At 67.3% G+C, this 26995-nt stretch carries 27 protein-coding genes and 1 pseudogene; 11 read left to right on the top strand and 17 right to left on the bottom strand.

The genetic code is table 11. The features are described from left to right. Window positions 1–72: 72 nt before the first annotated feature. From AC1DXI_RS09240 to AC1DXI_RS09230, 3 genes are all read right to left on the bottom strand, one after another. Window positions 73–717, bottom strand: coding sequence for a hypothetical protein (locus AC1DXI_RS09240; RefSeq protein ID WP_476938329.1), 645 nt, complete (start codon window positions 715–717; stop codon window positions 73–75). A 216-nt stretch (window positions 718–933) separates the two neighbouring features. After that, complete coding sequence (locus AC1DXI_RS09235) at window positions 934–1650, bottom strand: hypothetical protein (RefSeq protein ID WP_476938328.1); 717 nt, start codon at window positions 1648–1650, stop codon at window positions 934–936. A gap of 216 nt (window positions 1651–1866) precedes the next feature. Then, window positions 1867–2415, bottom strand: a complete 549-nt coding sequence (locus AC1DXI_RS09230; RefSeq protein WP_018775052.1) for a YceI family protein — start codon at window positions 2413–2415, stop codon at window positions 1867–1869. Window positions 2416–2628: 213 nt separating this feature from the next. Here AC1DXI_RS09230 and AC1DXI_RS09225 point away from each other — a divergent pair, with 213 nt between their 5' ends. Genes AC1DXI_RS09225 through ccsB form a run of 5 tightly spaced genes read left to right on the top strand, consistent with a single transcriptional unit; the run spans window position 2629 to window position 7572 of the window. Next, window positions 2629–3294, top strand: a complete 666-nt coding sequence (locus AC1DXI_RS09225) for a histidine phosphatase family protein (RefSeq protein ID WP_476938327.1) — start codon at window positions 2629–2631, stop codon at window positions 3292–3294. A gap of 2 nt (window positions 3295–3296) precedes the next feature. Beyond that, a complete protein-coding gene (locus tag AC1DXI_RS09220) occupies window positions 3297–3917 on the top strand; it encodes a TlpA family protein disulfide reductase (RefSeq protein WP_197026116.1) in 621 nt (206 codons plus the stop codon). 12 nt (window positions 3918–3929) lie between these two features. Next, on the top strand, window positions 3930–4685 hold the full coding sequence (locus AC1DXI_RS09215) for a cytochrome c biogenesis CcdA family protein (protein WP_018775055.1): 756 nt from the start codon (window positions 3930–3932) through the stop codon (window positions 4683–4685). Continuing rightward, entirely contained in the window at window positions 4685–6457 is a 1773-nt protein-coding gene (resB, locus tag AC1DXI_RS09210) for a cytochrome c biogenesis protein ResB (protein WP_476938326.1), read from the top strand. Before AC1DXI_RS09215 ends, resB begins: the two co-directional genes overlap by 1 nt. Continuing rightward, complete coding sequence (ccsB, locus tag AC1DXI_RS09205; protein WP_018775057.1) at window positions 6457–7572, top strand: c-type cytochrome biogenesis protein CcsB; 1116 nt, start codon at window positions 6457–6459, stop codon at window positions 7570–7572. The genes resB and ccsB overlap by 1 nt, the downstream gene beginning before the upstream one ends. 73 nt (window positions 7573–7645) lie before the next feature. On the opposite strand, the gene AC1DXI_RS09200 is transcribed toward ccsB, so the two are convergent. From AC1DXI_RS09200 to AC1DXI_RS09190, 3 genes are all read right to left on the bottom strand, one after another. Further along, window positions 7646–7981, bottom strand: coding sequence for a hypothetical protein (locus tag AC1DXI_RS09200; RefSeq protein WP_476938325.1), 336 nt, complete (start codon window positions 7979–7981; stop codon window positions 7646–7648). Window positions 7982–8141: 160 nt separating this feature from the next. Continuing rightward, window positions 8142–8633 (bottom strand): hypothetical protein, encoded by a 492-nt coding sequence (locus tag AC1DXI_RS09195; RefSeq protein ID WP_476938324.1) that lies wholly within the window; start codon window positions 8631–8633, stop codon window positions 8142–8144. Window positions 8634–8838: 205 nt separating this feature from the next. Next, window positions 8839–9267 carry a PLD nuclease N-terminal domain-containing protein gene (locus AC1DXI_RS09190; RefSeq protein WP_018775059.1) on the bottom strand — a complete coding sequence of 143 codons (429 nt, stop codon included), beginning with the start codon at window positions 9265–9267 and terminating at the stop codon, window positions 8839–8841. Between the two features lie 129 nt (window positions 9268–9396). On the opposite strand from AC1DXI_RS09190, the gene AC1DXI_RS09185 reads away from it, so the two are divergent. Then, on the top strand, window positions 9397–9720 hold the full coding sequence (locus AC1DXI_RS09185; RefSeq protein ID WP_476938323.1) for a DUF4229 domain-containing protein: 324 nt from the start codon (window positions 9397–9399) through the stop codon (window positions 9718–9720). A 53-nt stretch (window positions 9721–9773) separates the two neighbouring features. On the opposite strand, the gene AC1DXI_RS09180 is transcribed toward AC1DXI_RS09185, so the two are convergent. From AC1DXI_RS09180 to AC1DXI_RS09160, 5 genes are all read right to left on the bottom strand, one after another. Further along, on the bottom strand, window positions 9774–10655 hold the full coding sequence (locus tag AC1DXI_RS09180) for a 1,4-dihydroxy-2-naphthoate polyprenyltransferase (protein WP_018775061.1): 882 nt from the start codon (window positions 10653–10655) through the stop codon (window positions 9774–9776). 70 nt (window positions 10656–10725) lie between these two features. Then, window positions 10726–11886 carry an AMP-binding protein gene (locus AC1DXI_RS09175; RefSeq protein WP_476938322.1) on the bottom strand — a complete coding sequence of 387 codons (1161 nt, stop codon included), beginning with the start codon at window positions 11884–11886 and terminating at the stop codon, window positions 10726–10728. Window positions 11887–11894: 8 nt separating this feature from the next. Next, window positions 11895–12848, bottom strand: a complete 954-nt coding sequence (locus tag AC1DXI_RS09170; protein WP_476938321.1) for a 1,4-dihydroxy-2-naphthoyl-CoA synthase — start codon at window positions 12846–12848, stop codon at window positions 11895–11897. A 21-nt stretch (window positions 12849–12869) separates the two neighbouring features. Then, the gene (locus AC1DXI_RS09165; protein ID WP_476938320.1) at window positions 12870–13310 is read right to left on the bottom strand and encodes a VOC family protein; all 441 of its coding nucleotides are present in this window, start codon (window positions 13308–13310) and stop codon (window positions 12870–12872) included. Between the two features lie 70 nt (window positions 13311–13380). Beyond that, entirely contained in the window at window positions 13381–14142 is a 762-nt protein-coding gene (locus AC1DXI_RS09160; protein WP_476938319.1) for a lysostaphin resistance A-like protein, read from the bottom strand. A gap of 52 nt (window positions 14143–14194) precedes the next feature. On the opposite strand from AC1DXI_RS09160, the gene AC1DXI_RS09155 reads away from it, so the two are divergent. The 5 genes and pseudogenes from AC1DXI_RS09155 to AC1DXI_RS09135 form a co-directional block, all read left to right on the top strand. Then, window positions 14195–15163, top strand: a complete 969-nt coding sequence (locus AC1DXI_RS09155) for a metal ABC transporter substrate-binding protein (RefSeq protein ID WP_476938318.1) — start codon at window positions 14195–14197, stop codon at window positions 15161–15163. Continuing rightward, on the top strand, window positions 15160–15978 hold the full coding sequence (locus AC1DXI_RS09150) for a metal ABC transporter ATP-binding protein (protein WP_476938317.1): 819 nt from the start codon (window positions 15160–15162) through the stop codon (window positions 15976–15978). The genes AC1DXI_RS09155 and AC1DXI_RS09150 overlap by 4 nt, the downstream gene beginning before the upstream one ends. 3 nt (window positions 15979–15981) lie before the next feature. Next, window positions 15982–16857: a metal ABC transporter permease gene (locus AC1DXI_RS09145; protein ID WP_476938316.1), complete on the top strand. Its 876-nt coding sequence runs from the start codon at window positions 15982–15984 to the stop codon at window positions 16855–16857. Between the two features lie 123 nt (window positions 16858–16980). Continuing rightward, complete coding sequence (locus AC1DXI_RS09140; RefSeq protein ID WP_476938315.1) at window positions 16981–18639, top strand: ABC-F family ATP-binding cassette domain-containing protein; 1659 nt, start codon at window positions 16981–16983, stop codon at window positions 18637–18639. A 266-nt stretch (window positions 18640–18905) separates the two neighbouring features. Beyond that, window positions 18906–20336: pseudogene (locus tag AC1DXI_RS09135) on the top strand (amino acid permease); the annotation flags it as partial. A 46-nt stretch (window positions 20337–20382) separates the two neighbouring features. Here AC1DXI_RS09135 and AC1DXI_RS09130 read toward each other — a convergent pair. The 6 genes from AC1DXI_RS09130 to AC1DXI_RS09105 are packed head-to-tail and all read right to left on the bottom strand — an operon-like array spanning window position 20383 to window position 26890. Further along, window positions 20383–21216, bottom strand: a complete 834-nt coding sequence (locus AC1DXI_RS09130; protein WP_476938314.1) for an HpcH/HpaI aldolase family protein — start codon at window positions 21214–21216, stop codon at window positions 20383–20385. Next, complete coding sequence (gene hpaH / locus AC1DXI_RS09125; RefSeq protein ID WP_476938313.1) at window positions 21201–21986, bottom strand: 2-oxo-hept-4-ene-1,7-dioate hydratase; 786 nt, start codon at window positions 21984–21986, stop codon at window positions 21201–21203. The genes AC1DXI_RS09130 and hpaH overlap by 16 nt, the downstream gene beginning before the upstream one ends. A gap of 1 nt (window position 21987) precedes the next feature. Further along, on the bottom strand, window positions 21988–23076 hold the full coding sequence (gene hpaD, locus AC1DXI_RS09120; RefSeq protein WP_018775073.1) for a 3,4-dihydroxyphenylacetate 2,3-dioxygenase: 1089 nt from the start codon (window positions 23074–23076) through the stop codon (window positions 21988–21990). A gap of 48 nt (window positions 23077–23124) precedes the next feature. Beyond that, window positions 23125–24639, bottom strand: a complete 1515-nt coding sequence (gene hpaE, locus AC1DXI_RS09115; protein ID WP_476938312.1) for a 5-carboxymethyl-2-hydroxymuconate semialdehyde dehydrogenase — start codon at window positions 24637–24639, stop codon at window positions 23125–23127. A gap of 56 nt (window positions 24640–24695) precedes the next feature. Further along, a complete protein-coding gene (locus tag AC1DXI_RS09110; RefSeq protein WP_476938311.1) occupies window positions 24696–25397 on the bottom strand; it encodes a GntR family transcriptional regulator in 702 nt (233 codons plus the stop codon). Next, window positions 25394–26890: a fumarylacetoacetate hydrolase family protein gene (locus AC1DXI_RS09105; protein ID WP_476938310.1), complete on the bottom strand. Its 1497-nt coding sequence runs from the start codon at window positions 26888–26890 to the stop codon at window positions 25394–25396. Before AC1DXI_RS09105 ends, AC1DXI_RS09110 begins: the two co-directional genes overlap by 4 nt. Window positions 26891–26995 lie beyond the last annotated feature (105 nt).

Here is a 26995-nt window from a genome sequence, read left to right as displayed (position 1 = left end):
ACGCCGACTAAGGCCGGCGTCTTCCGGGTCCTGCGCCGCTGGGTGGTTCCCTAAGGGCGGAGACTGGCGAAGTTACTTCCCGAACGGGGCTCCGGGCTGTCCGTAGGGGTTGGCAAAGGGCTGCCGCTTCTGGAAGTACGGCGCTGCCGCGGGCAGGTAAAGCAGCACGATGGCCGCGATGCCGACCAGTGCCGCAAGGGTGGCGAGGCTGAGCGGGATGATGTTGAAGACCGACAAGGCGGCGAACACCGTGCCCAGGATGCGGGCCCAGTTCTTGCCCTTGCGGACATTGAATGCCACGAGGGCGTAAAGCCCGGCGCTGATGGCGGCGAACACCACGATGGTGCCGATCAGCACACCCTTGATGGATTCGAAATCGATGCTCGTGCCGCTCGCTGCCATCTGCTGCTCGAACATGTCCCTGACGGCAGGGCTGTCCAGGGTTCCCAGGGACACCAGCATCGAGATGACCCAGAGGGCTCCGGCTGCGATGATCAGCCAGAACGAAGTATTGACCAGCTGGGGAACCGCGCCCTGAGCCTGCGGCTGTTCGGACGGGTACTGGGCGTAGGGGGACTGACCGTAGGGGGACTGGCCGTAYTGCGGYGYCTGGGGGGCGTTCTGGCCGTAGGCCGGGGGCGTCTGCGGGGCTGGAGTGGATTCCTGGCCCGGCTCGGAGCCGTCGGAAGGTGGGGGCTGGACTGGCGGGTTGCTCATGAAGCGGTCCTTTGCGTGTCGATCGATCGAATCGGCCACCGGGATCAGAGATCCTGCCCTGCCCCCAGCATGGTTTAGCTCAACCGTACCGCGGGCTGGCCCCCGCGCGGATCATTCCGGAGAGGTATTCTCAACCCTCATTCGGTGGCCGGCGAGTGGCGGCGGGGGAGCCCTGGCGCTGCCACGATCCGGAAGGTGCCCTGTGCGGCGGCAGGCCTAAATTCGGCCCCGGTTGGCGACGAACCAGGCCTGTGCGTTCGGCAGCCACATGAGCACGGTCGCCACCAGGCTGATGAGGAAGCCCGGCAGGTTTCCGCCCGCCCGGCCGTCCGCGATGCCGGAACTGATGAGTGCCAGCACCAAGGAGATGCCAACAAGGATGGTGAGGGCGAAGCGGGCCCATTCCCGGCCTTCCTTCATCTTCATCGCCAGGATGATCTGAGCAGTTGCCAGCATGAGCGCCACGATGACGAGCAACAGCACCAGGAGCCCGACTGCCGGCGCGAAGGCGATCAAAACGAAGGACCCGAATAACCCGATGATTCCACCGAGGAGTCCCAGGAGCCCGCCGATAAGCCAGATCCAGTACGAGACCTTCAGCTCGGTGGGCATTGCAGCGACCTTGAACATGCCGGAGAGACCGCCCGCCGGCAGTGCATCGCCGAAGTTCCGGGGGCGGTCGGTGGGCATCTCGAAGCGGAATCCGCTGGCAGGCGCCGGCCCGCCCTGGTACCCCGGCGGCGGTGCCTGGTAGCCCGGCGGCGGTGCCTGGTACCCCGGCGGCGGTGCCTGGTACCCCGGCGGCGGTGCCTGGTAGCCCGGAGGGAACGGCGGGTTGGCCGGGGGCTGCTGCGGTCCCGCGGGCGGGACGTTGCCCGACGCCGGTGGCTGGGCGCCCGGCTGCTGCGGAGGTACATCACTCGGGTTGCTCATGGCTCTCACTGTAGACCGCCGTTTCCCTGTTATCTAGGGAATCTGCAGCCGCGTCCCGGTGCCCGCCGGCGGCGTCCAACAGGGGCAAATAGCAGCGGCGCAAACAACAGCGCCCTGCTTCATCGCGAAGATGAAGCAGGGCGCTGGAGCCGGCCGACCGGCGTCGGCCATCGGGCCCGGACTGGAGTGACCGGGACCGGACCTGTTGAATACTGACTACGCTGCGGGAGCGATGAAGGCCAGTTCCAGGTTAATGGCAACCTTGTCGCTGACCAGCACGCCGCCGGCTTCGAGGACGGCGTTCCAGGTCAGGCCGAAGTCCTTGCGGCTGATCGTGGTTTCGGCGCTGAGGCCGGCGCGGGTGTTGCCGAAGGGATCGACGGCCACGCCGTTGAATTCGGTCTCGAGGGCCACGGGGCGGGTGATGCCCTTGATGGTGAGGTCGCCCTGAAGCTCGTAGGCGTCGCCCTTGGGGACGATGGTGTTGGAGACAAAGGAGATCTCCGGGAACGTCTCGACGTCGAAGAAGTCCTCGCCGCGGACGTGGCCGTCGCGGTTGGCGTCGCCGGAGTCGAAGCTTGCGGTCTTGATCGAGGCGTTGACCTTGGAGTCGGTGACGTTCTCGGCGAGGTCCAGGGTGGCTGAGGCGTCGGTGAACTGACCGCGGACCTTGCTGATGCCGGCGTGGCGGACGGTGAAGCCGATCTCGCTGTGCGACGGGTCGAGGGTCCAGGTGCCGGTGGTGACGTTTGCGGGAAGTGCCATGGTGGTTCTCCTTGAGTCGGGTTGGTACTGCGGTGGTTCGTCTGATCGCTAGTTGAAGCATCATTGGTTGAACTCTCAACTAACTGCTTCACCCAGTATAAACATGCATTTGCATCTTTTATTCCAACTCCGGGGAACATTTTTCCAAACTCCTCAGTTCTACCTCCTGTAGAAGATTTCAGATCGACCGGCATCTTTGAGAAACTGGTAGACATGCCCCAAGCCACTGTTCATTTGCTCCGCCACGGCGAGGTCCACAATCCCGATGGTGTCCTGTACGGCAGGCTGCCGGAATTCCACCTCTCCGAACTCGGCCGGGAGATGGCCCGCACCCTGGCGGAACACTTCAGGGACCGTTCCGCGCAAGGGGCCCGGATTGTCCACCTCGCCGCGTCCCCGCTGACCCGCGCGCAGGAGACTGCGCAGCCGATCGCCGACGCCCTGGGCCTGGAGATTGCCACCGAAGCCCGCATCATCGAGGCCGCGAACTACTTTGAGGGCCTCCACGTCTCCAAAGCGGAGCTGCTGCGGCCCAAGCACTGGGCCCGGCTGTACAACCCTTTACGGCCCTCGTGGGGTGAGCCCTACAAGGAGCAGGCCGCGCGGGTCATCGCGGCAGTCCAGGACGCACGCGTCCGGGCCCTCGAGCTGGGCGGCAACGGGGCCGAAGCCATCCTTGTCAGCCACCAGCTGCCCATCTGGGCCACGCGGCTCAGCGCCGAAGGACGGCCGTTGTGGCACGACCCCCGCAAGCGCGAATGCACGCTGACGTCCCTGACGTCCCTGGTGTTCGACGACGCCGGCGGCCTCGTGCGCGTCGACTACAGCGAGCCCGCTGCCGCCCTGCTGCCCGGTGCCGCCAGCACCCCGGGAGCCTGACCATGGCCGCGAACCGCCGCGAAGAAACTCCTTTGTCCCGCCGCCGGGTCCTGACCGCCGGCGGGGCCGCGCTGGCCGCCGTGTTCGGGCTGTCCGGCTGCGCCCAGGACGACGCCCTCGCCAAACAGGCCAAGGCCGGGGACAACAAGAACTATGTGGCCGGCGACGGGTCCGTCACCGAGTTCGCCGTCGCGGACCGCAAGAGTCCCGTGGCGCTCAAGGGGACGCTGTTCGACGGCACGGCCGTCACGTCGGCGGACTTCCCCGGCAAGGTGACCGTGCTGAACTTCTGGTTCGCCGCCTGCGCCCCCTGCCGGGTCGAGGCGCCCTCCCTCGAGGCGCTGAACCAGGAATTCAAGACCAAGGGCGTGCAGTTCTTCGGCGTCAACCTGCGCGATGAGAAGGCCACGGCCGACGCGTTCGACAAGACCTTCAACCTGACGTACCCGAGCTTCAATGACAAGGACGGCGCCGTGCTGCTGGCCGTCTCCGGACTCGTGCCGCCCGGCGCCGTGCCTACCACCCTCGTGCTGGACAAGCAGGGCCGCGTCGCCTCCCGGGTCCTGGGCGAAATCCAGCAGGGCACCCTGAAGTCCCTCATCGCCGCCGCCGTGGCCGAGTAGCGCGGCCCCACTGTGAACAGCCCCTTCGCCGAAGCCATCCTGAACGGATCGCTCCTGCTTGCCATTCCCGTCGCACTGCTGGCCGGACTGGTCTCCTTCCTCTCGCCCTGCGTCCTCCCGCTGGTGCCCGGATACCTGGGCTACGTCACGGGACTGACCGGCGTCGACCTGCAGAAGCAACGGCGCGGGCGCATGCTGGCCGGCATCGGGCTGTTCGTCCTCGGCTTCTCCGTGATCTTCGTGCTGCTCGGCGGCGCCTTCGGGCAGCTGGGCAGCGTCATCACGGGCTCGCAGAACACGTGGATCACCCAGCTGCTGGGCGTCCTGGTGATCGTCATGGGCGTGGTGTTCATGGGCGGCTTCGGCTGGCTCCAGCGCGATGCCAAGATCCACGCCAAACCGCCGGCCGGCCTCTGGGGCGCGCCCTTGCTGGGCATCACCTTCGGGCTGGGCTGGGCACCGTGCATCGGTCCGACGTATTCGGCCGTCCAGCTGCTTAGCCTCTCCGGCGGCTCCTCGGCGGCCAAGGGGGCGTTCCTGGCGTTCGTCTATAGCCTTGGGCTGGGAATCCCGTTCCTGCTGATCGCCCTGGCCGTGCGCCGCGGCATCGGCGTGATGTCCTTCTTCCGCAACCACCGGCTCGCCATCCAGCGCACCGGAGGCGGCATCCTGATCCTGCTCGGGATCCTGATGGCGAGCGGCGTGTGGGGCACCTGGGTCTCCGGGTTGCAGTACTGGTTCCAAACCGATGTGAAATTGCCAATCTGATGAGCGAGCGCGTGAACGAAAAGAAGAAGTCCCCGAAGCCCGAGGCCGTCCTGCCCACCCTGGGTCCGTTGGGCATGCTCCGGTGGGCGTGGACGCAGCTGACCAGCATGCGCACAGCCCTGTTCCTGCTCTTGCTGCTGGCCGTCGCCGCCGTGCCCGGCTCGCTGTTCCCGCAGCGCCCGGCCAACCCGGCGATTGTCACGCAGTACATCAAGGACCACCCGGACTACGGCGCAATCCTGGACTCGGTGCAGCTCTACGACGTCTACTCCTCGGCCTGGTTTTCGGCGATCTACATCCTGCTGTTCGTCTCGCTGATCGGCTGCGTGATCCCGCGCGCCATCGCGCACTACAAGGCGATGCGCTCCCAGCCCCCGCGCACCCCCGCCCGCCTGTCCAGGCTTCCCGAATACGGCACCCTGGTGATTCCGGCCGACGCCGGGATCCCGGCGTCGGCCGCCATCACCGACGCCGCCGAGCTGCTGAAAAAGCGCGGATACCGCGTCGACGTTCGGGACCGCGACGGCGGCCGCCCGTCTTTGGGTGCCGAGCGCGGCTTCCTGAAGGAAGTCGGCAACCTCGTCTTCCACACCGCACTGATCGGGGTGCTGGTCTCGGTGGCGGCCGGCGGCCTCTTCGGCTACAGCGGGCAGCGGATCCTGGTGGAGGGGGACACATTCGTCAACACCCTCGTCGGCTACGACCAGTTCACCCCCGGCACCAATTTCCAGAGCAGCCAGCTGCAGCCCTATTCGGTCCAGCTGGACAAGTTCGACATCACCTTCGACCGCGAATCGAAGGGCAAGTTCGGTCAGCCCATCGACTTCACCGCCGCCGTGACCACGAAGGAAAATCCGGACGCACCCGCCAAGAAAGAGGTGCTCAAGGTCAACGACCCCCTCAGCCTCGGCGGCACCAGCGTGTACCTCACGGGCAACGGCTACGCTCCCGTGGTCACCATCCGCGACGGCGCCGGCAATGTTGCCATGCAAGGTCCCGTGGTCGCCAAGCTCCAGGGCGAGAACTACTACTCCTCCGTGGTCATCAAGGTCCCGGACGCCAAACCGGAACAGCTCGCCTTCGCCGGGTTCTTCCTGCCGACGGCGTTCGTCACCGACCAAGGGGTGTCCTTCAGCGGGGATCCGGAACTCATCAACCCGCAGCTGACGCTCAACTCCTACTTCGGCGACCTCGGCCTCGACGCGGGCTCCCCGCAGAACGTCTTCGAGCTCGACGTCAAGAAACTCACGCCGCTCAACGCCCGCAACCTGGACACGAAGGGCATCGTCCTGGCGCCCGGAAGCAGCTACACGCTGCCGAACGGCAAGGGTTCCATCAGCTTCGACGGCGTCAAGCGCTACATCGGCGTGGACATCCACCACAACCCCGGCCAGCTCTACGCCCTGATCTTCGCGCTCCTGGCCGTCGCCGGTCTGGTGACCTCGCTCTACGTGAACCGCCGCCGCGTCTGGGTCCGCACGGGCACCCACGAGGACGGACGGACCATGGTGGAGTACGGTCTGCTGGCCCGCGGTGAAGACCACCGCCTGGCCGGGGAGGCCGCGGCCATCCGCAAACTCCTTTCCGACGATTGGCTGCTGGGCGATGACGCCCCAACCGGCTCCCAGCCCGCTCCCAGCGCAACAGCGGATAATGACCGGGCGGATACCGCCGCGAACGGTGCCAGCGGCACGGACGCCTCTCCTGAACAACCCGCAGAAGACTTCATCCAGTCAACAGCCGGCTCTTCCGAGTCGAAGAAGGACCAGTAATGCCGTTCTCGATCAACGAAACCATGGGCCAGTACAGCGAGCTGTTCATGCTGCTGGCCGCCGGCACGTACACGGTGGCGTTCATCGCCTTCGCCTGGGATCTGGCCAAGAGCAGCAAGACGCTGCGCGCGGTGGACCTCAAGGCCGCAGAGCTCTCCGGGGCGGCCGAAGCCGATGCCGCGCGGGTTCCCGTCGGCGTCGGTGCGGCGGCCGCCGGAGCCGACGTCGCCCGCTCCGATGCGGACGTCAGCGGACCGGCAGGCCGTGCCGAGCGTCCGACGTCGGCCACCTCCCGCCGCGGCACCGCGGCGGGCGCGGGCCAGACCGCCGACGGCAGCATGCGCTACGCCGGCGAGCGGCGCGCCCCCGCCCGGGTGGCCGTCGCGCTGACCGTCCTCGGCGCCGCGATTCATGCGGCCGGCGTGATCACCCGCGCGCTGGGTGCCGGCCGGGTGCCGTGGGGCAACATGTACGAATTCCTCACGACGGGCGCGTTCGTGGCTGTGGCCGTCTTCCTGCTGGTGCTGATCCGCCGCGACCTGCGCTTCCTGGGCACGTTTGTGATCGGGCTGGCCATCATTATGCTGGTCGCGGCCTCCATCGCCTTCTGGACCCCCGTGGGCCACCTCGTGCCGGCGCTGCAGAGCTACTGGCTGATCATCCACGTGTCCATCGCGGTGATGTCCTCGGCCCTGTTCACCCTGACCTTCGCCATGTCCGCGCTTCAGCTCGTGCAGTCGCACCGGCAGAAGACCATCGCCGCCGGCGGCGCCGACAAGCTCGGGTTCATGCGCCTGGTCCCGAACGCCCTGAGCCTGGAGAACCTGTCCTACCGCATCAACGCGATCGCGTTCGTCGGCTGGACCTTTACGCTCATGTTCGGCGCCATCTGGGCGGAGAAGGCCTGGGGCCGGTTCTGGGGCTGGGACACGAAGGAAGTCTGGACGTTCGTCATCTGGGTGGTCTACGCCGGCTACCTGCACGCCCGTGCCACCCGCGGCTGGACCGGAACCCGTGCCGCCTGGCTGTCGATCGTCGGCTACCTGTGCGTGGTCTTCAACTTCACGATCGTGAACCAGTTCTTCAACGGCCTGCACTCCTACTCGGGACTGTAAGCCGCACCGCAGCCGGATCCTTCCGGGACCGGGCTCCATCGATTCGCCACAGATGGCCGCTAAGCCGATGTTCTTAGCGGCCATTCGTGTCAGGTGGGTGCGGCTGGAGGCGGGCACGCTTACGCCGCCCCGGCTTTTGGCCCGGGTCCGGGGTCCAGCCGCGCTCCGTCAGCGCCGCACGCACGCGGGTAACCGCGGCCGGCTCCATCCCAGGGCCGGGCGGGGTCAAGTGCCATTGGGTCAATACGACGACGCGCCACCCGGCATCCCTTGCGTTCTCATCCCGGAAGATGTCGCTGCGACGCTGGGCCGGACCGGCGTGGTGACCGCCGTCGTACTGGATCGCGATCCTTTCTTGCTCATAGGAGAGATCCGGGTCCTGAATCCAACCGCCGGTTTCATCGAACATGGGGACGTTGATTCCGGGTTCGGGCAGGCCATGCCGAATCAGGATGAGCCGGAGTTCGGTCTCCTTGGGGGAGTCCGTGCCGGCGCGTATCAGGGAGCAGGCTTGCATGGCGCGCCGGTAGCCCGCCCTGCCTTGCTTCCCGGCGAGGAACGCGTCCAGCTCATGGAGTGGTCAATGGATTTCTCCGCCGCAGCAGGAAGTCCCCGGCAATCACCAAGTCATCGAGGCTTAGTATGCCGGCGAGATCGAACCACGTCCGCAGCGGTGAGGTGCAGTTCACCTTGACCCCGGTCACGATTTCCTCCGGTTCGAGTGCCTGCTGATGGCCCACCACATTCTTATGCCGCACCGCCCGCTGGCCCGGCCGACTCGTCAGATGGATGACCGCCAGGTTCTCCAGGGCCCGCGGCAGGGGAAATCCCCACAGCACAGCCGCGGACAGGTGGCTCACGATTGCGCCCGTCACGGCAGTCAGGGCATGCACACGTTTCAGCAAACTGTCTGGGGTGGCGGCCGTGGCGCGCACCCCGTAACAGGGGCTGACGAGATCCCTGGCCCGGGTCCGTCGTCGCCCCACCCCGGCAGTGCGGGCCGCGGCCACGGTGAAGGGCTGGTTTCGAAGATGCGGGGGAAGCTCACTGGGCTGGCGCATCCGGGCATTCTGCGCCCGCGCCGAGAAGGCTCGGAGGTTATCCACAGAGCGGCCACAGTGTGGGGGAGGAGTGGGCGGTGTGGGCAGCAGACGGGGGCGCGGATGAATGGCGCCATTTGACGGAGACGGCCGCTTAGGGCGTGGGATTCCGGCCATTTGGGGCGAACGGCCGCAACTGGAGGCCCGGAATGGTGCTACTTGACCCCTACTTGACTTCGTCAGTGCCGGGAGTTCCGGCGTCGCCGGGTTCGTGGGCATCGCCGGCGCCTTCGGTGCCGCCGGCTTCCGCGTTGCCGGCGTCGTGCTTGCGGCCCTTGGCGTCGAATTCTTCCTTGAGCTTCTTGAGCCTGTCGGCCTCGGCCTGGTTGCGGCGGCGGATCTCAAGGTTGCGCAGGAACTCGGGGTCGTCATCGGGCGCTACCGGGTGGCTGTAGGCAACCGGTGCGGTGTCCGTGGCGCGGGGGCGTCCAATGAGAAACCACAGGGTGGCGCCGACCACCGGGAGGAGGACCTGCACGAAGATCCAGGCGGTCTTGGAGATGCCCCTGGTCAGCCGCGCGTCAGTGCGGATGAGGTCGACCAGTCCATAGACAAACACGGCCAGTATGACGATCGGAACCACTACACGGAGCATACCTTCAGTCTAGCCGTCGGGCGCCTCGACGGCGCAGGTCACTATGCCCGGGTGCAGGCCACCGGCACCGCGGCCGCGGGGAACGGGATGGCCGAAGCAACGCGCCGTCCTGGCGGCTAAACTTGAGGCGTGGCTTTCCTCAAATACACCCTGATTCGGCTGGCGCTGTTTGCGCCCTTGTTCGCGCTCTTCCTCTACCTTCAGCTGGGGGTGCTCCTGGCCGCACTTTGCGCCGGGATGATGTCTTTCGCCGTCAGCTTCCTGTTCTTCCAGAAGCAGCGCGACGCGGCCACCGCGACGCTCCACCACCGGTTCTCGGGCAAGGCCAAGCCGATGCGCAGCGCCGGTGAGGTGGCCGACGCCGAGGCCGAAGACCGCCTCGTGGACGAGAACCCCGACATTGCCGTCCGCACGGACAACGGCCCCAAAGATTCCCGGCAGCCCGGGGCCTGAGCCCCCGCGCCGGTCCCATGCAGTCCTGGGCAACCGGGGCCTGAGCCCCCGGCCTAGAAGCCGTGGCTGAGGACGAGCCCGAGTGAAAACAGCGCGGCGAAGCCGAGGTTGATCAGTCCGGTCTGCTTCAGGACCGGGATCAGGCTTTTGCGGCGCCGCCCGGAGATCATCAGCCAGGACGGCATGAGGCTGGCGGGGATCAGCAGGAGCACAATCAGCATCCAGGGCCGGGCGGGGGCCAGGACGATGACCAGCAGGATCGCTACGGCCAGCATCAGCACGTAGCTTTCGCGCGCGTGCTTGTCCCCGAGCCGCACGGCCAGGGTTTTCTTCCCCGCCTTCCTGTCGGTCGGGATGTCGCGGACGTTGTTGGCCATCAGCAGGGCGCACGCAATCAGTCCGGTGCCGATCGCCCCGATGATTGCGGCGAGGCTCAGTTGCCCCGCCTGGGTGTACGTGGTGCCAAGCGTTGCGACGAGGCCGAAGAACACAAACACGAAGACGTCGCCCAGGCCGAGATAGCCGTACGGGTTCTTGCCGCCGGTATAGCCCCAGGCGGCCAGCACGCAGCCGACGCCGACCAGGATCAGCCACCAGGCCTGTGTGATGATCACGAGGATCAGGCCGAACAGCATCGCGAGCCCGAAGGCCGCGAACGCGGCCCGTTTGACGTGCTCCGGGCTGGCGGCACCCGAGCCCACCAGCCGGAGCGGACCCACCCGGTCCTCATCCGTGCCCCGGATCCCGTCCGAGTAGTCATTGGCGTAGTTGACGCCGATCTGCAGGAGCAGGGCGACCAGGGCGGCCAGCACGGCGTTCAGCAGGATGAACGAATCCATCTCATAGGCGGCTGCGCTGCCGATCAGCACCGGTGCGATCGCGGCCGGCAGGGTGCGCAGTCGGGCGCCTTGGATCCATTGTGCGGCTGTGGCCACGGTCAGTACCTCGTTGGTAGGTTGAATGCTCGTTGGTTGAAACACGCGGCCGGAAGCCGGACGCGCTTGTCTATTTTCCCTGATGGAGGGCGTCCAGCAGGACCGTCATGCCGAGCCGGTCCGGTTTGCCGTTGGGCAGCATGAGCAGTTCCGCGGCGGGCAGCACCGTTTTCGGGGCCAGCGCGCCCAGCGACGGTGCCCAGGTCTCGTTCCGGCGGTCGGCGAACGCCGCCAGCCCTTCCGGCGAACTGTCGGCCACGGCGACGTACGCGGCCAGGGCATGGCCCCACTCGGCGGACGGCACACCGGCGACAAAAGCCGCCCGGACGCCGTCGAGCTTTTCCAGCTCAGCCTGGACATGCGCGGCCGAAACTTTGACGCCGCCGGTGATGACGACGTCGTCGGCGCGGCCGAGCACGGTGAGCCGGCCGTCGGCGTCCAGCTCACCGAGGTCATTGGTCCGGTACCAGCGGACGCCGTCCGCTTCGATGAACGCCGCTGCCGAGAGCTCGGGGGCCTGAAGATAGCCGGCGGCAATGGTTGCCCCGCCCAGCAGGATGCGGCCGTCGTCCTGCACGCGGACCAGGACGTCCTCGAGCGGGAAGCCGTCGTACACGCACCCGCCGCAGGTCTCGGACGAGCCGTAGGTGGTCACCACCCGCACTCCGGCGTCCCTGGCTGCGGCGAGCAGCTCCGCGGACGCGGGACCGCCGCCGAGCAGGATGGCGTTGAAACGCCGCAGCACCGCCAGCGTCTCGGCGGAGGGCGCGTCCAGAAGCCGCTGGAGCTGGGTGGGCACCAGCGAGGTGAAACGGAGCTTGTCCGTGAGCTCCAGCGCCGCCGCGGTGAAGGCCTCCGGCGTAAAACCGCCGGAGAGGTCCATGACCCACGGGCGGGTCCCCGCAAAGAGCGAGCGGACCAGCACCTGGACGCCGGCCACATACTGGACGGGAAGCGCCAGCAGCCACTGCCCCTCGCCCTTGAGCGCAAAGGCGGTCGCCACGGACGAGGCCGCCAGGGCATCGACGGTCAGGACGGTCGCCTTCGGTGTGCCGGTGGACCCGGAGGTCCGCACCACGACGGCCGCGTCCCCGATGCCGGCCGTGTCAGGGAATCCCAGCACCGGCGAGCCGTCCGGCCCGGCGGAGAGTTCGACGGCGGGGCCCTCGCCGTGGAGGGCAGCAGCCAGCGCCTTGAGCGCAGGCTCGATGTTTATGGCTCCGGAAGTCACAGCGCGCCTTAGAAGTAGTACGGGAAGGCGGACCAGTCGGGATCGCGCTTCTCGAGGAAGGCTTCCTTGCCCTCCACAGCCTCGTCGGTCATGTACGCCAGGCGGGTCGCCTCGCCGGCGAAGACCTGCTGGCCGGCCAGGCCGTCGTCGGCCAGGTTGAAGGCGAACTTGAGCATGCGGATGGCCTGCGGGGACTGCCGGGCAATGTCGGCGGCGTATTCCAGGGCGACCTCCTCGAGGCGGGCGTGGTCCACGGCCTCGTTGACGGCGCCCAGCCGGACCATGTCCTCGGCGGAATATTCGCGGGCCAGGAAGAAGATCTCCCGGGCGGACTTCTGGCCGATCTGGCGGGCCAAGAGGGCCGAGCCGTAGCCGGCGTCGAAACTGCCCACGGTGGCGTCGGTCTGCTTGAACTTGCCGTGCTCGCGGGAGGCGATCGTGAGGTCCGAGACCACGTGGAGGGAGTGCCCGCCGCCGGCCGCCCAGCCGTTGACGACGGCGATGACCACCTTGGGCATGGTGCGCATGAGCCGCTGGACTTCCAGGATGTGCAGCCGGCCGGCGCGGGCGGGGTCGATGGATTCCTTGGTCTCGCCGTCAGCATAGCGGTACCCGTCACGCCCGCGGATCCTCTGGTCCCCGCCCGAGCAGAACGAGTGCCCGCCGTCCTTGGCGGAGGGGCCGTTGCCGGTGAGCAGGACGGTGGCCACGTCCGGGGTCATCCGGGCGTGGTCCATGGCACGGTAGAGCTCGTCCACGGTGCCGGGCCTGAAGGCATTGCGGACCTCGGGGCGGTCGAAGGCGATGCGGACGGTGGGCAGGTCCCGGATCACTTCTCCCTCGGCGGAGCGCTCCACCTGCCGGTGGTAGGTCATGTCCTGGAAGTCGTCAAAACCGGCCACGGTGCGCCACCGGGAGGGGTCAAAGACGTCGGATACCTTGGCGGGGATTTCGTTGCTCACAGTCCGAGTCTAGTAATCGCGTCAGCTGATGCAGAACTCGTTGCCTTCCGGGTCCGCCATGGTATGCCAGGAATGCGGCCCCTGATTGGCGGACCAGAGGAACGTCGCGCCGCGGGCAACAAGGGCGGCCCGCACGGCGTCCTTGTCCCCTCCCGCGAGCCGCACGTCCCAGTGGACCCGATTCTTGACCGATTTTTCTTCCGGGACAATCTGGAACAAAACGCGGTGGGCGGGCGCTTTGGCATCGATTTCCTCGGGCGGGCGGATGGCGGCCCCCTCGCGCCACACAAGCCTGCCCTGGTGTGTGGTGGTCTCTGCCTCCGTCGCGAAGCCCTGCTCAATCATGGAGTGGATGAACACCTCATCCTGCGGCTCCACAGCCCAGTCCAGGGTTTCGGCCCACCAGTCGGCGAGCTCGTGCGGGTTCTTACAGTCGACGACGATCTGGATTTTCAGTGTCATGGAAAGAACCTACGACGTCGCCGCGTGCGGCGGTAGGGTTCAGGCCCTCTCCGACGCCGCGTTCCTTCGGTCAGCCCTGGACCTGCTGAAGCTGTTCGAGCACCTCCGGCGGAATCGCGTAGATGAAGATGACCGCCAGGAGGTTCTTGGAGGCGTGGACGAAGTAGGAGAACATCACGTTCTTCCCGGTCCAGACGTACACGAACACCAGGACGGCGCCCATGGCGAGGTACGGCATCAGCACCTGCAGGGTCATTTGCTCCTGGCCTACGATGTGCAGGGCCGCGAAGAGAATCACGGACATGGTGCAGCAGACCCAGAGGTTGACCCGGCGGCTCAGTTTGCCGATCAGCAGATGGCGGAAGATGTATTCCTCGACGAACGGGCCGACCAGCACCAGCAGGGGCACCATGAGCCAGACCGGGACCTGCTGCATGAGCGCCTGGAGGCCGGCCTGGTTGGCGGAGGTCTGCACCGGCCCGCTAAGGGCCACGAGCACCGCGGTGAGGATGAGCATCGCCACGACGGTCAGCGGCACCATCAGGGCCGTGAACCAGGGCCTCGTGGCCAGGACGCGGAGATCGCGGACCGCAACACGCCGGGCGGCGGTCAGGGCCAGGACGCCGACGGTTGCGTAGAAGATCAGGTTCACCGCGTAGGACGCCACCGCAGGATTGGGCGACAGCTGCAGCAGCAGCGGCTCCAGCAGGCTGCCCGCCACGGCGAATAAACCGGCCACGGCAACATAGAGTCCAACAGTGATGAAATCGAGCCGGGAGAACCGGTAAAGCTCCGGCTGCGGCGCGGGTGGTGTGCGGAGAGCTGTGCCCATGTCCCCAGCCTAGCGCCGAGGCAAGGTGGCGTGGTCCCGTACAATATTCGGTATGCCTAAGTTTTCTTTTCGGTGCGCCAAAGTCGTCCGCCGATCCCGACCGGTTCGCGCCGTCGGAGCCGCCGTCGCTGCCATTGTTCTCTGCCTGTCCCTGACCGCGTGCGGGGGTGCCGCGCCGGGCCAGGGGCCCGGGGGCGGGAAGCCCGTCGTCTTGACCACCTTCACAGTCCTAGCCGACGTGGCGCGGAACGTGGCGGGGGACAAGCTGCAGGTCGAATCGATCACGAAGGCCGGCGCCGAGATCCACGGCTACGAGCCCACGCCCGGCGATATCCGCAAGGCGGCCAAGGCGGACCTGATCCTGGACAACGGCCTGAACCTGGAGGTGTGGTTTGCCCAGTTCGTTGAAGGCCTGGACGTTCCGCACGCCGTGGTCAGCGAAGGCGTGGAGGTGATGTCCATCGGCGAAGACGCCTACCAGGGCAAACCGAACCCGCACGCGTGGATGTCGCCGGTCAACGTTCAAATCTATGTGGACAACATGGTCAAGGCGTTCTCCAAGCTTGATCCGGACAACGCGGCGGTCTTCGAGGCGAACGGCGCCGCCTACAAGGCCCAGCTGCAGACCGTGAAGGATGAAATGGTCCAGAAGCTCGCCACCGTCCCCGAGGCGCAGCGGGCCCTCGTGACGTGCGAGGGCGCATTCTCCTACCTGGCGCGCGACGCCGGCCTCCGCGAGGTCTACATCTGGGCCGTCAACGCCGAACAGCAGGCCACCCCGCAACAAATCACCAAGGCCATCGAATTCGTGAAGGCCAACAAGGTCCCTGCCGTCTTCTGCGAGTCCACGGTGTCGGATGCCCCGATGCGCCAGGTGGTGGGAGCCACGGGTTCGACATTCGGCGGGGTGCTGTACGTGGATTCGCTCTCCGAGTCTGACGGGCCCGTCCCCACGTATCTTGACCTCATCCGGCACGACTCCAAGATCATCACCGAAGGCCTGACAGGAGCGGCATCATGAGCCATCCGGCGATTCTGGTGGAAAACGTCACCGTCCATTACGGCGACGTCCTGGCGCTCGACGCCGCGTCGCTGTCGCTTGAGGCTGCCCGGATCTGCGGCCTGGTGGGCATGAACGGCTCCGGTAAATCCACACTGTTCAAGGCGATCATGGGAATGATCAAGCCCGACGCCGGCCGCGTCCTCATCAACGGTGAACCGCCTGCGAAGGCACGCAAGGAAGGCGGAATCGGCTACGTCCCGCAGAGCGAGGACGTGGACTGGCAGTTCCCGCTGTCCGTCCGCGACGTGGTGATGATGGGCCGCTACGGGCACCAGGGGTTCACCCGCCGGGCGTCCAAGGCGGACCGCGCCGCCGTCGACCTCGCCCTGGACCGGGTGGAACTCTCCGAGTTCGCCGGCCGGCAGATCGGTCAGCTCTCGGGCGGGCAGAAGAAGCGCGCGTTCGTTGCCCGCGGGATCGCCCAGGGCGCCACGATGATGCTCCTGGATGAGCCGTTCGCCGGTGTGGACAAGCGCTCCGAGGCAACCATTACGCGCCTGCTGAAGGAGTTGGCCTCGGACGGCTGCACCATCCTGATCTCGACCCATGACCTGCACGCCCTGCCGCATCTCTGCGACGAAGCCGTGCTCCTGATGCGCAAAGTCCTGATGCACGGCCCGCCCGAAGTGGTCCTGCAACCCGAGCACCTGGCCATGGCCTTCGGCCTCGACGTTCTCAACCGGGATCTGCCCGCCCCGGAGGCTGCTGCCCCTGACCTCACTGGCCCTGACCTCGCTGGCCGCGCCGCATCGAACCCCCAGGGCAGGAGCTGAACCATGGACCTCGTCAACATTCTGCTGGAACCGCTGAGCTATGACTTCATGGTCCGCGCGATCATCACCACGGCGCTGGCTGCGATTGTGTGCGCCGTGCTCAGCTGTTGGCTGGTGCTGATTGGCTGGTCGCTGATGGGCGACGCCGTCTCCCACGCCGTTCTGCCGGGCGTCGTGCTCGCCTACATCGTTGGGGCGCCCTTCGCCCTGGGGGCGCTGGTGTTCGCGCTCATTGCCGTGACCCTCATCGGTGTGGTCCGCAACACGAGCCGGGTGAAGGAGGACGCGGCGATCGGGATCGTGTTCACCTCACTGTTCGCCCTGGGACTGGTGCTCATCTCCGTCACGCCGAGCCAGACGGACCTGAACCACATCATCTTCGGCAACCTGCTCGGCGTCAGCATCCCTGACCTCATCCAGGTTCTCGTGCTGGGTGTGGTCGCCTTCACCATCCTGATCCTCAAGCGGCGTGACCTGACCCTCTACGCCTTCGACCCCACACACGCCCACGCAATCGGCCTGTCCCCGAAACGCCTCGGAGCCCTGTTGATGGGCCTCCTGGCGCTGACCTCCGTCGTGGCGCTGCAGACCGTGGGCGTGGTGCTGGTAGTGGCCATGCTGATCATCCCCGGCGCCACGGCCTATCTGCTGACGGACCGGTTCTCCCGCATGCTCGTGATCGCGCCCGTCATTTCCGCAGTGTGTTCCATCGCCGGCATCTACATCAGCTACTACCTGGACACCGCGTCCGGCGCCATGGTGGTCCTGACGCAGGGGGCCGCCTTCGCCGCCGTCTATCTGTTCAGCCCCCGGCAGGGCCTGATCGGGACGCGCCTGGCGAAGGCCCGGCGCAAGAAGGCGGTGGCGCTCGCCGCCTGAGCGGCCAACGGCGCCCGACGGCGGCACCCGCCCCGGCGCCCAGTGCCCCAGTGACGGCCGGCGGTGCCATACTGAGGCTGCAGGCCGCCGTCGGGCAGGCTGGCACCTACTTGCGAGGACTCCTTGAGCGAACATCTCCGCCTTTCGGGCGTATCCCACGGCTATGGGGACCGCCAGCTCTTTGCCGGCGTCGACATTGCCATCACGGCCGGAGAACATGTGGCGATCGTTGGCGAAAACGGCGCGGGCAAATCCACGCTGCTGCGGATCCTGGCCGGCTTCGAGGCCCCGGACGAGGGCACGGCCGTCAGCCACGGCCGCGTGGGCTACCTGGCCCAGACCCACGGCCTGCCGGAGCAGTTCACCGTCAGCGACGCGATCGACGCCGCACTCGAATCGCTGCGCGCGCTGGAGGCCGAGCTGGACCGTCTGGAGGACGGCCTGGCCGGCGCGGAAGCGGACGAACTGGAGCGCTACGGAAACCTGCAGACGCAGTACCAGCTCAGGGAGGGCTACGCCGCGGAATCCCGGGTGGAGGCGGCGCTGGACCGGCTCGGCCTGGGCGGGCTGGACCGGATGCGGACACTGGGCTCGCTCTCCGGCGGGGAACAGGAACGGGTGGCACTGGCCTGCGTTCTCGCCGATCCCGCGGATATCCTGCTCCTGGACGAACCCACCAACCACCTTGACGCCAGCGGCACGGCCTGGCTGGAGGCACGGCTGGCCGCGCACCGCGGCACCGTGGTGGTGGTCTCCCACGACCGCGTCCTGCTGCGCAAAGTGGCCTCAACCGTGATTGAGGTCGACGCCGAACGCCGGTCGGTCAACCGGTATGGCAACGGCTATGAAGGCTATCTGCGGGAGAAGGCTGCCGAACGCCAGCGCTGGGCCCAGCAATACCACGGATGGCTGGACGCGATGGCCGCCGAACGGCTCCAGGCGGACACTGTTTCCGGGAAGATGGGCTACGCCCGCCAGCGCGACGGCGACAAAATGGGCTTCGACTTCAAGGCCGGCACGTGGCAAAAGGCCGCCACCAGCAAGGTCCGCAACGCCCAGGAGCGGCTGCGCCGGCTGGAGGCAAACCCCATTGACCGTCCCCCGGTGCCCCTGAAGCTGGCGACGGATCTGCGGGCGGACGTGGCCGAAGGCCCGGCTCTGGAGGCGAAGGGGGTCGCCGTGCCCGGCCGCCTGGAACCCACGGACTTCCGGGTGGAAGCCGGCCAGAAAATCCTCATTACGGGCCCCAACGGTGCCGGGAAGTCCACGCTGCTCTCCGTCCTCGCCGGCACGCTGGAACCGGCCCAGGGCAAAGTGGTGAGGCACGGCCGGATCGGCTACCTGCAGCAGGAGTTGGAACTCCCGCAGCGGCCGGCGCTGCGCCTGTTGCCCGCTTTTGCCGCGGGCCTGGGCGGCAACATCGATGAGCACGCCGAGGCCCTGCTGCGCCTGGGGCTCTTCCGGACCAGCGAATTCCACGTGCCGGTGGGCAGCCTTTCCGCGGGGCAGCAACGCCGGCTGGCGCTGGCCCGGCTCCTGCTCGGCGGGTTCGGGACGATGCTGGTGGACGAGCCCACCAACCACCTGGCGCCCGTGCTGGTGGAACAGCTCGAAGCGGCCCTGTCCGAGTTCGCAGGGACACTGGTCATGGTCAGCCACGACCGCGCGCTGGGGGAGTGGTTCAGCACCTGCTCCCGGCGAGGAACGAGCCGAGAAACAGGGCACGGGAACAGCGCCGGAAACTGGCTCCGGTACGCGATGCGGGACGGCGCGCTGGCGTAACAGCAGGATGAGGCGGACTTTGCGGAGCCTAAATGGAACATTATTCGGTGATTTGGCAAATTATGCGCCATTAATTAGGAATAGTACCCATCTGGTGTTGCCCGCGTCACGGTCAAGCCCGGAATTCTAGTACGATGGATGAGCCGCGCGAAGCTTTGACTTTGTGAGGTTCGGTACACGAGGCTGCCCCACCGGGCAGAACCCGCATGCTGTGTAACCGAATCCCGGTCCCGTCCCGGCCATAATTCGACCTACAAGGAACCGTTGTGCCATCACTTACCCCCACAGAACTCAAGAGCGCGCCAGCGGAATCCGCCGTCGACTCGACCCTCAGCGCCGAGGGCTACAAGAAGACCCTGAGCGGCCGTCACGTGACGATGATCTCGATGGGCGGCGCAATCGGCGTCGGCCTGTTCATGGGAGCCGGCGGACGCCTGGCCTCCACGGGCCCGGCGCTGATCTTCTCCTACGCCATCGCCGGCGTGATCGCCTACCTGCTCATGCGGGCTCTGGGCGAGCTCATCATGTACCGCCAGACCTCGGGCTCCTTCGTCAGCTATGCCGGCGAAATGTTCGGCAAGAAGGGCGCCTTCCTCTCCGGCTGGATGTACTTCATCAACTGGGGCATGACCGGCATCGCCGAACTGATCGCGATCGGCCTGTACTTCCAGTTCTTCTTCCCCAACGTGCCGGTGGAAGCCTCCGCGATTGCCGCGCTCGCGCTGCTCGTGGCCGTCAACCTGCTCAGCGTCAAGGCGTTCGGCGAGTTTGAATTCTGGGCGTCCTGCCTCAAGGTCGGCGCCATCCTGATCTTCCTGGCCGTCGGCACCTTCATGGTGGTCACCAACGCCAAGGTGGGCACGGGCCACGCCTCGGTGGCCAACCTCTTTGCCGACGACGGCGGGATGTTCCCCAAGGGCGCCCTGGTGATGGTCCTCGTGCTCAACGCCGTGATCTTCGCCTACAACGGCATCGAACTCGTCGGCATCACCGCCGGTGAGATGGAGAATGCCAAGCGCGAAGTGCCCAAGGCGATCCGCGCCGTCGTACTGCGCATTGTGGTGTTCTACGTCGGTTCCGTGCTGCTGCTGGCCATGCTGCTGCCCTCGGACCAGTACAAGGCCGGCGTGTCCCCGTTCGTCACCGTGTTCGGCCAGATGGGCCTCGGCTGGGTGGGCGACGTCATGAACATGATCGTCATCACCGCCGCCCTGTCCTCCTGCAACTCGGGCCTGTATTCGATTGGCCGTGTCTTCCGCACCATGGCCAACAATGGGCATGCCCCGCAGTGGCTTACCAAGATGTCCAAGCGCCACGTGCCGTACGCGGCCATCCTGGCGATCGCCGCCTTCTACCTCGTGGGCATCCTGCTGAACATCTGGCTCGGCGGCTCGCACGCCTTCGACCTCGCACTGAACACCGCCTCGATCGGCGTGATCTTCACGTGGGGCGCCATCTTCGCCAGCCAGATCGCGCTGCGCCACCAGAAGGGCCGCGTCTCCAGCCTGCCCATGCCGGGCTCGCCGTGGACCAGCTGGGCCGGACTGGTCGCGCTGCTGGCCATCACCGTGCTGATCGGCTTCGACACCATGACCAGCAAGACCGGCGAGGTCTTCCACCTGGGCCTGTGGACCCTGGCGACCGTTCCGTTCTTCGCCCTGGTGCTGTGGCTGGGCTGGCAGAAGGTCAAGAACAACGACCTGGAGAGGTGGCTGCCGCCGTCGCGTTTAACGCCCCGAAGCTTCAGTAGCTGGCGGGGGTGCCGCCAGGCTCAGCCACCGGGTCCGGTGGGATGTACTCGGCGGCAAGGGCCTCGGAGCCGCGGGCCAGGATGGACACATCGGCCCCGACCAGCACAAACGCTGCCCCGGCGGCCAGGTAGGCGCGGGCCGTCGCCGGGTTGAAGGCGTTCACGCCGGCGGGTTTGCCCGTTGCGGTGGCGGCGGCGAGGCAGTGTTCGACGGCGGCGCGCACCCGGGGGTGTTCCTGCTGGCCCAGCAGCCCCATGGAGGCGGCGAGGTCGGAAGGCCCGAGGAAGATCGCGTCCACGCCGTCCACCGCCAGGATGTTCTCCACGGCCGCAACCGCGGCTTCGGATTCAATCTGGACGGTGACGCTGACGGTGTCGGAGGCGCGGGCGAGGTAGTCCGGGATCCGGTTCCAGCGCGCGGCCCGGGCCAGGGCGGAGCCGACGCCGCGGACCCCGTGCGGCGGGTAGCGGGTGGCGGCCACGGCGGCCTCCGCCTCGGCTGCCGAGTTCACCATGGGGATCAGCAGGTTCTGGACGCCCAGGTCCAGGTACTGCTTGATGAGCACCGTGTCGTTCACCGGCGGCCGGACCACGGCCTGGACCGGGTAGCCGTGCACGGCCTGCAGCTGGGCCAGGACGGATTCGAGCCCGTTGGGGCTGTGTTCGGCGTCGATCAGGAGCCAGTCCAGGCCGGACCCGGCGCAGAGCTCGGCCACCAGCGGGCTGCCCGAGCACACCCACATCCCGGCCAGCGGCCGGCCGGCAGCGCCGGTTTGCTTGCGCAGGGCGTGCCTGAACGTTGCGTCGGGTTCTACTCGAAGCGGCATGTGATGCTCCCCAGCGGTCCGTAGTCGGCGTGCACGGTGTCGCCTTTGTAGACCCAGAGGGGCCGGGTGAAGGAGCCGGCGAGGATGATGTCGCCGGCCTTCATCCCGTCGCCGTGGGCGGCGATCTTGTTGGCCAGCCAGTGCACGCCGTTGGCCGGGTGGTCCAGGACCCCTGCCGCGACGCCGGTTTCTTCCACTGTCTGGTTTTTGTAGAGGATAGCGGAGACCCAGCGCAGGTCCACGGCGTCGGGACGGACGGGGTTGCCGCCGATCACCATGGCGCCCATGGCCGCGTTGTCGGCGATGGTATCCACGATGGTCCGGCCCTCCATCTCGATCCGGGAGTCCAGGATCTCCAGGGCCGGGACCACGTAGTCGGTGGCATTCAGGACGTCGAAGATGGTGCAGCCGGGGCCGGCGAGGTCCTGCTTCAACACGAACGCGAGCTCCACCTCGACCCGGGGATGCGTGTGCCGGTCCCACTGCACCGAGCAGCCGGTTTCCAGCACCATGTCATCGAAGATGGCGCCGTAGTCCGGCTCGGTGATGCCGGTGGCGGCCTGCATCGCCTTGGACGTGAGGCCGATCTTGCGGCCCACCAGCCGGCGTCCGGCGTCCTCGTTGCGCCGCCGCCACAGCTGCTGGACGGCGTAGGAGTCCTCCACCGTCATCTCCGGGTAGCGGGTGGTCAGGCGGGGGACCGGTGTGCGGTTGCGGCCGGCTTCCAGCAGTTCGTCTGCGATGGCCTCGATCGTTGCGGGATCCAGCACGCTAGACCTGCGCCCCGAGCTTGAAGCCCGTCGCTTCTCCGGCGGAGCCGTCCTCTTCCTTGCGGGTGTAGGAGAAGCCGTCGGCGCCCACGGTCACGGCCATCTCGCTTTTTTCCTCACGGACGATTACGGGCTGCGGGTTGCCGTCGAGGTCCAGGACCAGGGAGGCCTCGGTGTACCAGGAGGGGACCACGGGGTTGCCCCACCAGTCGCGGCGCTGGTTGTCGTGGACGTCCCAGGTGATGGTGGGGTTGTCCGGGTCGCCGGTGTAGTAGTCCTGCGTGTAGATCTCGATGCGGTGGCCGTCCGGGTCCAGGATGTAGAGGTAAAACGCGTTGGAGACACCGTGCCGGCCGGGGCCGCGTTCGATCCGGTCCGAGATGCGCAGGGCGCCCATCTTGTCGCAGATCTGGATGATGTTGTGCTTCTCGTGCGTGGCGAAGGCAATGTGGTGCAGCCGCGGGCCGTTGCCGCCGGTCAGGGCGGTGTCGTGCACGGTCTGCTTGCGGTGCATCCACGCGGCGTACGTGACGCCGTCGGAATCCTTGATGTCCTCGGAGACGCGGAAGCCCAGGTCCTCGAGGTACGCCCGGCCGCGCGGGACATCCGGGGTGACCTGGTTGAAGTGGTCCAGCCGGACCAGTTCGCCGGCGGAGTAGAGGTCATAGCGCTGGGTGAGGCGCTCGACGTGTTCGGTCTCATAGAAGAATTCGTAGGGGAAGCCGAGCGGGTCCTCGACGCGGACGGCGTCGCCGATGCCCTTGGTGAAGCCATCCTTGCGGCGCTCAGTGCGGCAGCCGAGTTCCTTGTAATAGGCCTCGGCGGCGTCCACCTCGGCCGGGGACTTCACCCGGTAGGCGAAGGCGGCCGCAGCGGCCACGGGACCCTTGCGCAGCACCAGGTTGTGGTGGATGAACTCCTCGAGGGAGCGCAGATAGATGGTGTTCTCGTCTTCCTCGGTGACGTGCAGGCCCAGCAGGTCCACATAGAACTCGCGGGACTTGGCGAGGTCCGTGACCACGAGTTCCAGGTAGGCGCAGCGGACGATGTCCGGAGCCGGGACAGTGGGGGTGGGGACGAAGTTGGTCATGGTGCTCTCTCTTCTTTGAAAGGGGTCTGGGCGGGGCCGGCGGGAAACTTAGGCGCCGAATTTAGGAGTGTGGACGGTGCCCAGGGTGATGTGGACGGCCTGCTGGTCGGTGTAGAAGTCGATGGAGCGGTACCCGCCCTCGTGGCCCAGGCCGGAGGCCTTGACGCCGCCGAACGGGGTGCGGAGGTCGCGGACGTTGTGGCTGTTGAGCCAGACCATGCCGGCCTCGACGTTCTGTGAGAAGTTGTGCGCGCGGGTCAGGTTCTGGGTCCAGATATACGCCGCGAGCCCGTACCGGGTGTTGTTCGCCAGGGCGAGGGCTTCGGCGTCGCTGTCGAACGGGGTGATGGCGACCACGGGGCCGAAGATCTCCTCCTGGAAGATCCGCGCGTCCGGGGCAACGTCGGCAAACACCGTGGGTGCGATGTAGTTGCCCTCCGGCAGGTGGTCGGGGCGGCCGCCGCCGGCCAGCAGCCGGCCCTCGGTCTTGCCGATCTCCACGTAGGAGGCCACCTTGGCGTAGTGCTCGGGGTGGACCAGGGCGCCGACCTCGGTCTTGGGATCGTGCGGGTCACCGACCACGATGTTCTTGGCCCGCGCGGCGTACTTGTCGCAGAATTCCTCGTAGACGGCGCGCTCCACCAGGATCCGGGAGCCGGCGGTGCAGCGCTCGCCGTTGAGCGAGAAGACACCGAAAAGGGCGGAGTCGATCGCGGCGTCGAGGTCCGCGTCGGCGAACACGACGCACGGTGACTTGCCGCCGAGCTCCATGGAGAGGCCCTTGAGGTTCGCTGCGGCGTTGCGGAAGATCGTCTGGCCCGTGGTGGTCTCGCCGGTGAAGGAGATCAGCGGCACATCCGGGTGCTTCACGAGGGCATCGCCGGCTTCCTCGCCGAGGCCGTTGACCAGGTTGAACACGCCGTCGGGGAGCCCGGCGTCCTTGAAGATCTGCGCCCACAGCGAGGCCGAGAGCGGGGTGAATTCGGCCGGCTTGAGCACCACGGTGTTGCCGGTGGCCAGGGCCGGGGCGAGCTTCCAGGACTCGAGCATGAACGGGGTGTTCCACGGCGTGATGAGCCCGGCGACGCCGATCGGCTTGCGGTTGACGTAGTTGATCTGGGCGCCGGGGACCTTCATGGCGTCGTCGAACTGGGCCACGATCAGGTCCGCGAAGAAGCGGAAGTTCTCCGCCGCGCGCAGCGCCTGGCCCTTGGCCTGGGTGATCGGCAGGCCGGTATCGAACGTTTCGAGCTCGGCCAGGCGTGCCTCCTGGGCCTCGACGGCGTCGGCGATCCGGTTCAGGACCCGGGCCCGCTCGCGCGGCTTCATCTTCGGCCACGGGCCGTTGACGAACGCCTCGCGGGCCGCGGCGACGGCGAGGTCGATGTCTTCCTTCTGGCCGGCGGCGGCGGTGGCGTAGTTGGTGTTGGACACCGGGTCCAGGACATTGAAAGTTGCCCCGCCCACCGAATCAACGAATTCGCCGTTGATGTAGTGCTGGATGTGGGTGGGAAGGCCCTGCGGAACGTAGTGGGCTGTGGTTTCTGCGGCAGTAAACGTCATTGTTTTTCCTTACTGGTAGTGCAACGCGGGGTCACTTACGGCCCATGCCGGGCGCCCTAATGGGCGCTAAGTGACCCCGTGCTGGTTTGGGCGAGGTACGCGTCGAGGGTGGCGCTGCGGTGGCGGCGGGCGGCCTTTTCGATGTCATCCGGGCTGGCGCCGGACTCGATGAGCTGCAGCAGCGCCTCGTGCTCATCGACGGATTCGTGGGCACGGCCCGGGACGAAGCGGAACGTGGAGGACCGCAGCGACGCCAGCCGGTTCCAGCCCCGGTGGACGAGGTCCAGGATGTGCGGATTGGGGCAGTGCTCGAACAGGACGCTGTGGAAGTCCTGGTTCAGCCGGGTGAACCGGACGGGGTCGAAATGCTGCAGGCACTCGCGCATCTCGGCGTTGACGGCCCGGGCGCGGGCCACGTCCGCCGCCCCGATCAGCGGGGCCGAGAGTGCCGTGGCGGCGCCCTCGACGATGCTGAGGGTCTGCATCGTGTAAAGGTATTCGGTGGGGTCGATCCCGGACACGGTGGCGCCGACGTTCCGCTCGAATTTGACCAGGCCCTCGGCCTCAAGCCGGCGGATCGCTTCGCGGACCGGCACCACGCTGACGCCCAGGTCCTCTGCGATCTTGGCCAGCACCAGCCGGTAGCCCGGGGAGTAGGTCCCGTCCACGATCCGGGCCTTGACGGCCGCGTAGGCCTGCTCGGATTTACTGCCGGAGGTCGCGGCCGGCGTGGCTGCGGCCCTGGCTGTCTCAGTCATTGGTCTTGCCTGCTTCCCATCGCTTCCCATTCCAAGTACCTGAGACGCCATGCGGCGTTGAGCGGGTAGAGGCCGTCGACGCTGTGGCCCTGCTGCACCATCTCGGCGATGAAGGTTTCCTCGCGTTCCTGCGCGATCGAGTCGTCCGCGAGCTCTTCGGCGAGGGCCGGCGGGATCACCAGGATGCCGTCCGCGTCCGCGACGATGATGTCCCCGGGCTGCACGGTGGTGCCGCCGCAGGCGATGGTGATGTCCGTGTCCCAGGGGATGTGTCGGCGACCCAGGACGGCCGGGTGCGGGTTGGCATAGTAGGTCGGCATGTCCATGGCGGCCACGGCGGAGAAGTCGCGGACGCCGCCGTCGGTGATGATGGCGGCGGCGCCGCGGACCTGGGCGCGCAGGGCCAGGATGTCGCCGATCGTGCCGGTGCCCTTTTCGCCGCGGGCCTCCATCACCAGGATCTCGCCCTCGTTGACGGAATCGATGGCTTTCTTCTGGGCATTGAAGCCGCCGCCGTGGGTCTTGAACAGGTCCTCGCGGTTGGGCACGTAGCGCAGGGTCCGGGCCAGTCCCACGATCCGCCGCTCCGGGCGGGTGGAGGTCAGGCCGTCGATGCTGACGTTGTTCAGGCCGCGCTTGCGCAGCTGGGAGGACAAGGTGGCCGTACAGACGGACTCCAGTTTGGTCTTCAGCTCCGGGGACAGGCCCGGCGTTCCTGACGGCTGGGCGACGGCGAGGCCGGCCGCTTCACGGGAACCGTAGGCTTCCTCCCGCTGGAGATCATCGGTCTTGGGACGGGCGCCGAAGTCCGCGAACGGCGTCGTGCCTTCCTCCACCCGGGTGACCAGCCGGCCGGTGGTGAGCCCGCCGCCGTCGTTGTCTACTTCCACTTCGACGACGTCGCCCGGTCTGGCCACCGACGCCCCGGCGGGGGTGCCGGTGAGGATGATGTCGCCCTCTTCGAGGGTCAGCAACTGGGACAGGTCGGCCACGAGCCGGGCGAACGGGAAGAGGAGGTCCCCGGTGGTGTCGTCCTGGACCAGCTCACCGTTGTGCCACGTGCGGATCCGCAGTTTTGCGGGATCGACGGCGTCTGCCGCGATCAGGCCCGGGCCCACGGGCGTGAAGCCGTCGCCACCTTTGGAACGGAGGTTGGAGCCCTTGTCCGCGTAGCGGAGGTCGTAGACGCCGAGGTCGTTGCTGGCGGTGACCCACTCGACATGGCTCCACGCATCCTCGATGCCCACGCGGCGGGCGGGCTTGCCGATGATCAGGGCGATCTCGCCCTCGTAGCCGAGGAGTTCGCAGCCGGCCGGGCGCTCCACGGTTGAAGGGGCTGCTGCCGAACCGAGAGCCAGGGACGACGACGGCTTCAGGAAGTAGGAGGGCTGCTCGGGTGTGCGGCCGCGCTGGGCTGCCCGGCTGGGGTAGTTGATATGCACCGCGATGACCTTGCGGGCCGCGGCCAGGATGTGGTCGGTGACCTGTTCCAAGTGTTACTCCTCATCGAGTACGAAATCGTATACGAAACACTATGGCCCGGGAATGGCGGAGCGTCAACCCCTTGCGCCGGGACGTTTGCCTGGGCATTTGCCGGG

The organism is Arthrobacter sp. P1_H7 (assembly GCF_056405215.1).
Note: the sequence above shows the minus strand (reverse complement) of the source record. Positions and strands in the feature narration are given on the sequence as shown.

What these genes read in the sequence shown, in the direction of transcription:
- AC1DXI_RS09235 (WP_476938328.1), bottom strand. Translation starts at nt 1,650, where the DNA reads ATGAGCAACCCGAGTGATGTACCTCCGCAGCAGCCGGGCGCCCAGCCA.
- AC1DXI_RS09150 (WP_476938317.1), top strand. Translation starts at nt 15,160, where the DNA reads ATGAGCCATCCGGCGATTCTGGTGGAAAACGTCACCGTCCATTACGGC.
- AC1DXI_RS09195 (WP_476938324.1), bottom strand. Translation starts at nt 8,633, where the DNA reads ATGCGCCAGCCCAGTGAGCTTCCCCCGCATCTTCGAAACCAGCCCTTC.
- AC1DXI_RS09200 (WP_476938325.1), bottom strand. Translation starts at nt 7,981, where the DNA reads ATGTTCGATGAAACCGGCGGTTGGATTCAGGACCCGGATCTCTCCTAT.
- AC1DXI_RS09145 (WP_476938316.1), top strand. Translation starts at nt 15,982, where the DNA reads ATGGACCTCGTCAACATTCTGCTGGAACCGCTGAGCTATGACTTCATG.
- AC1DXI_RS09165 (WP_476938320.1), bottom strand. Translation starts at nt 13,310, where the DNA reads ATGACACTGAAAATCCAGATCGTCGTCGACTGTAAGAACCCGCACGAG.
- ccsB (WP_018775057.1), top strand. Translation starts at nt 6,457, where the DNA reads ATGCCGTTCTCGATCAACGAAACCATGGGCCAGTACAGCGAGCTGTTC.
- AC1DXI_RS09190 (WP_018775059.1), bottom strand. Translation starts at nt 9,267, where the DNA reads ATGCTCCGTGTAGTGGTTCCGATCGTCATACTGGCCGTGTTTGTCTAT.
- resB (WP_476938326.1), top strand. Translation starts at nt 4,685, where the DNA reads ATGAGCGAGCGCGTGAACGAAAAGAAGAAGTCCCCGAAGCCCGAGGCC.
- AC1DXI_RS09155 (WP_476938318.1), top strand. Translation starts at nt 14,195, where the DNA reads ATGCCTAAGTTTTCTTTTCGGTGCGCCAAAGTCGTCCGCCGATCCCGA.
- AC1DXI_RS09130 (WP_476938314.1), bottom strand. Translation starts at nt 21,216, where the DNA reads ATGCCGCTTCGAGTAGAACCCGACGCAACGTTCAGGCACGCCCTGCGC.
- AC1DXI_RS09230 (WP_018775052.1), bottom strand. Translation starts at nt 2,415, where the DNA reads ATGGCACTTCCCGCAAACGTCACCACCGGCACCTGGACCCTCGACCCG.
- hpaE (WP_476938312.1), bottom strand. Translation starts at nt 24,639, where the DNA reads ATGACGTTTACTGCCGCAGAAACCACAGCCCACTACGTTCCGCAGGGC.
- hpaD (WP_018775073.1), bottom strand. Translation starts at nt 23,076, where the DNA reads ATGACCAACTTCGTCCCCACCCCCACTGTCCCGGCTCCGGACATCGTC.
- AC1DXI_RS09160 (WP_476938319.1), bottom strand. Translation starts at nt 14,142, where the DNA reads ATGGGCACAGCTCTCCGCACACCACCCGCGCCGCAGCCGGAGCTTTAC.
- AC1DXI_RS09110 (WP_476938311.1), bottom strand. Translation starts at nt 25,397, where the DNA reads ATGACTGAGACAGCCAGGGCCGCAGCCACGCCGGCCGCGACCTCCGGC.
- AC1DXI_RS09220 (WP_197026116.1), top strand. Translation starts at nt 3,297, where the DNA reads ATGGCCGCGAACCGCCGCGAAGAAACTCCTTTGTCCCGCCGCCGGGTC.
- AC1DXI_RS09225 (WP_476938327.1), top strand. Translation starts at nt 2,629, where the DNA reads ATGCCCCAAGCCACTGTTCATTTGCTCCGCCACGGCGAGGTCCACAAT.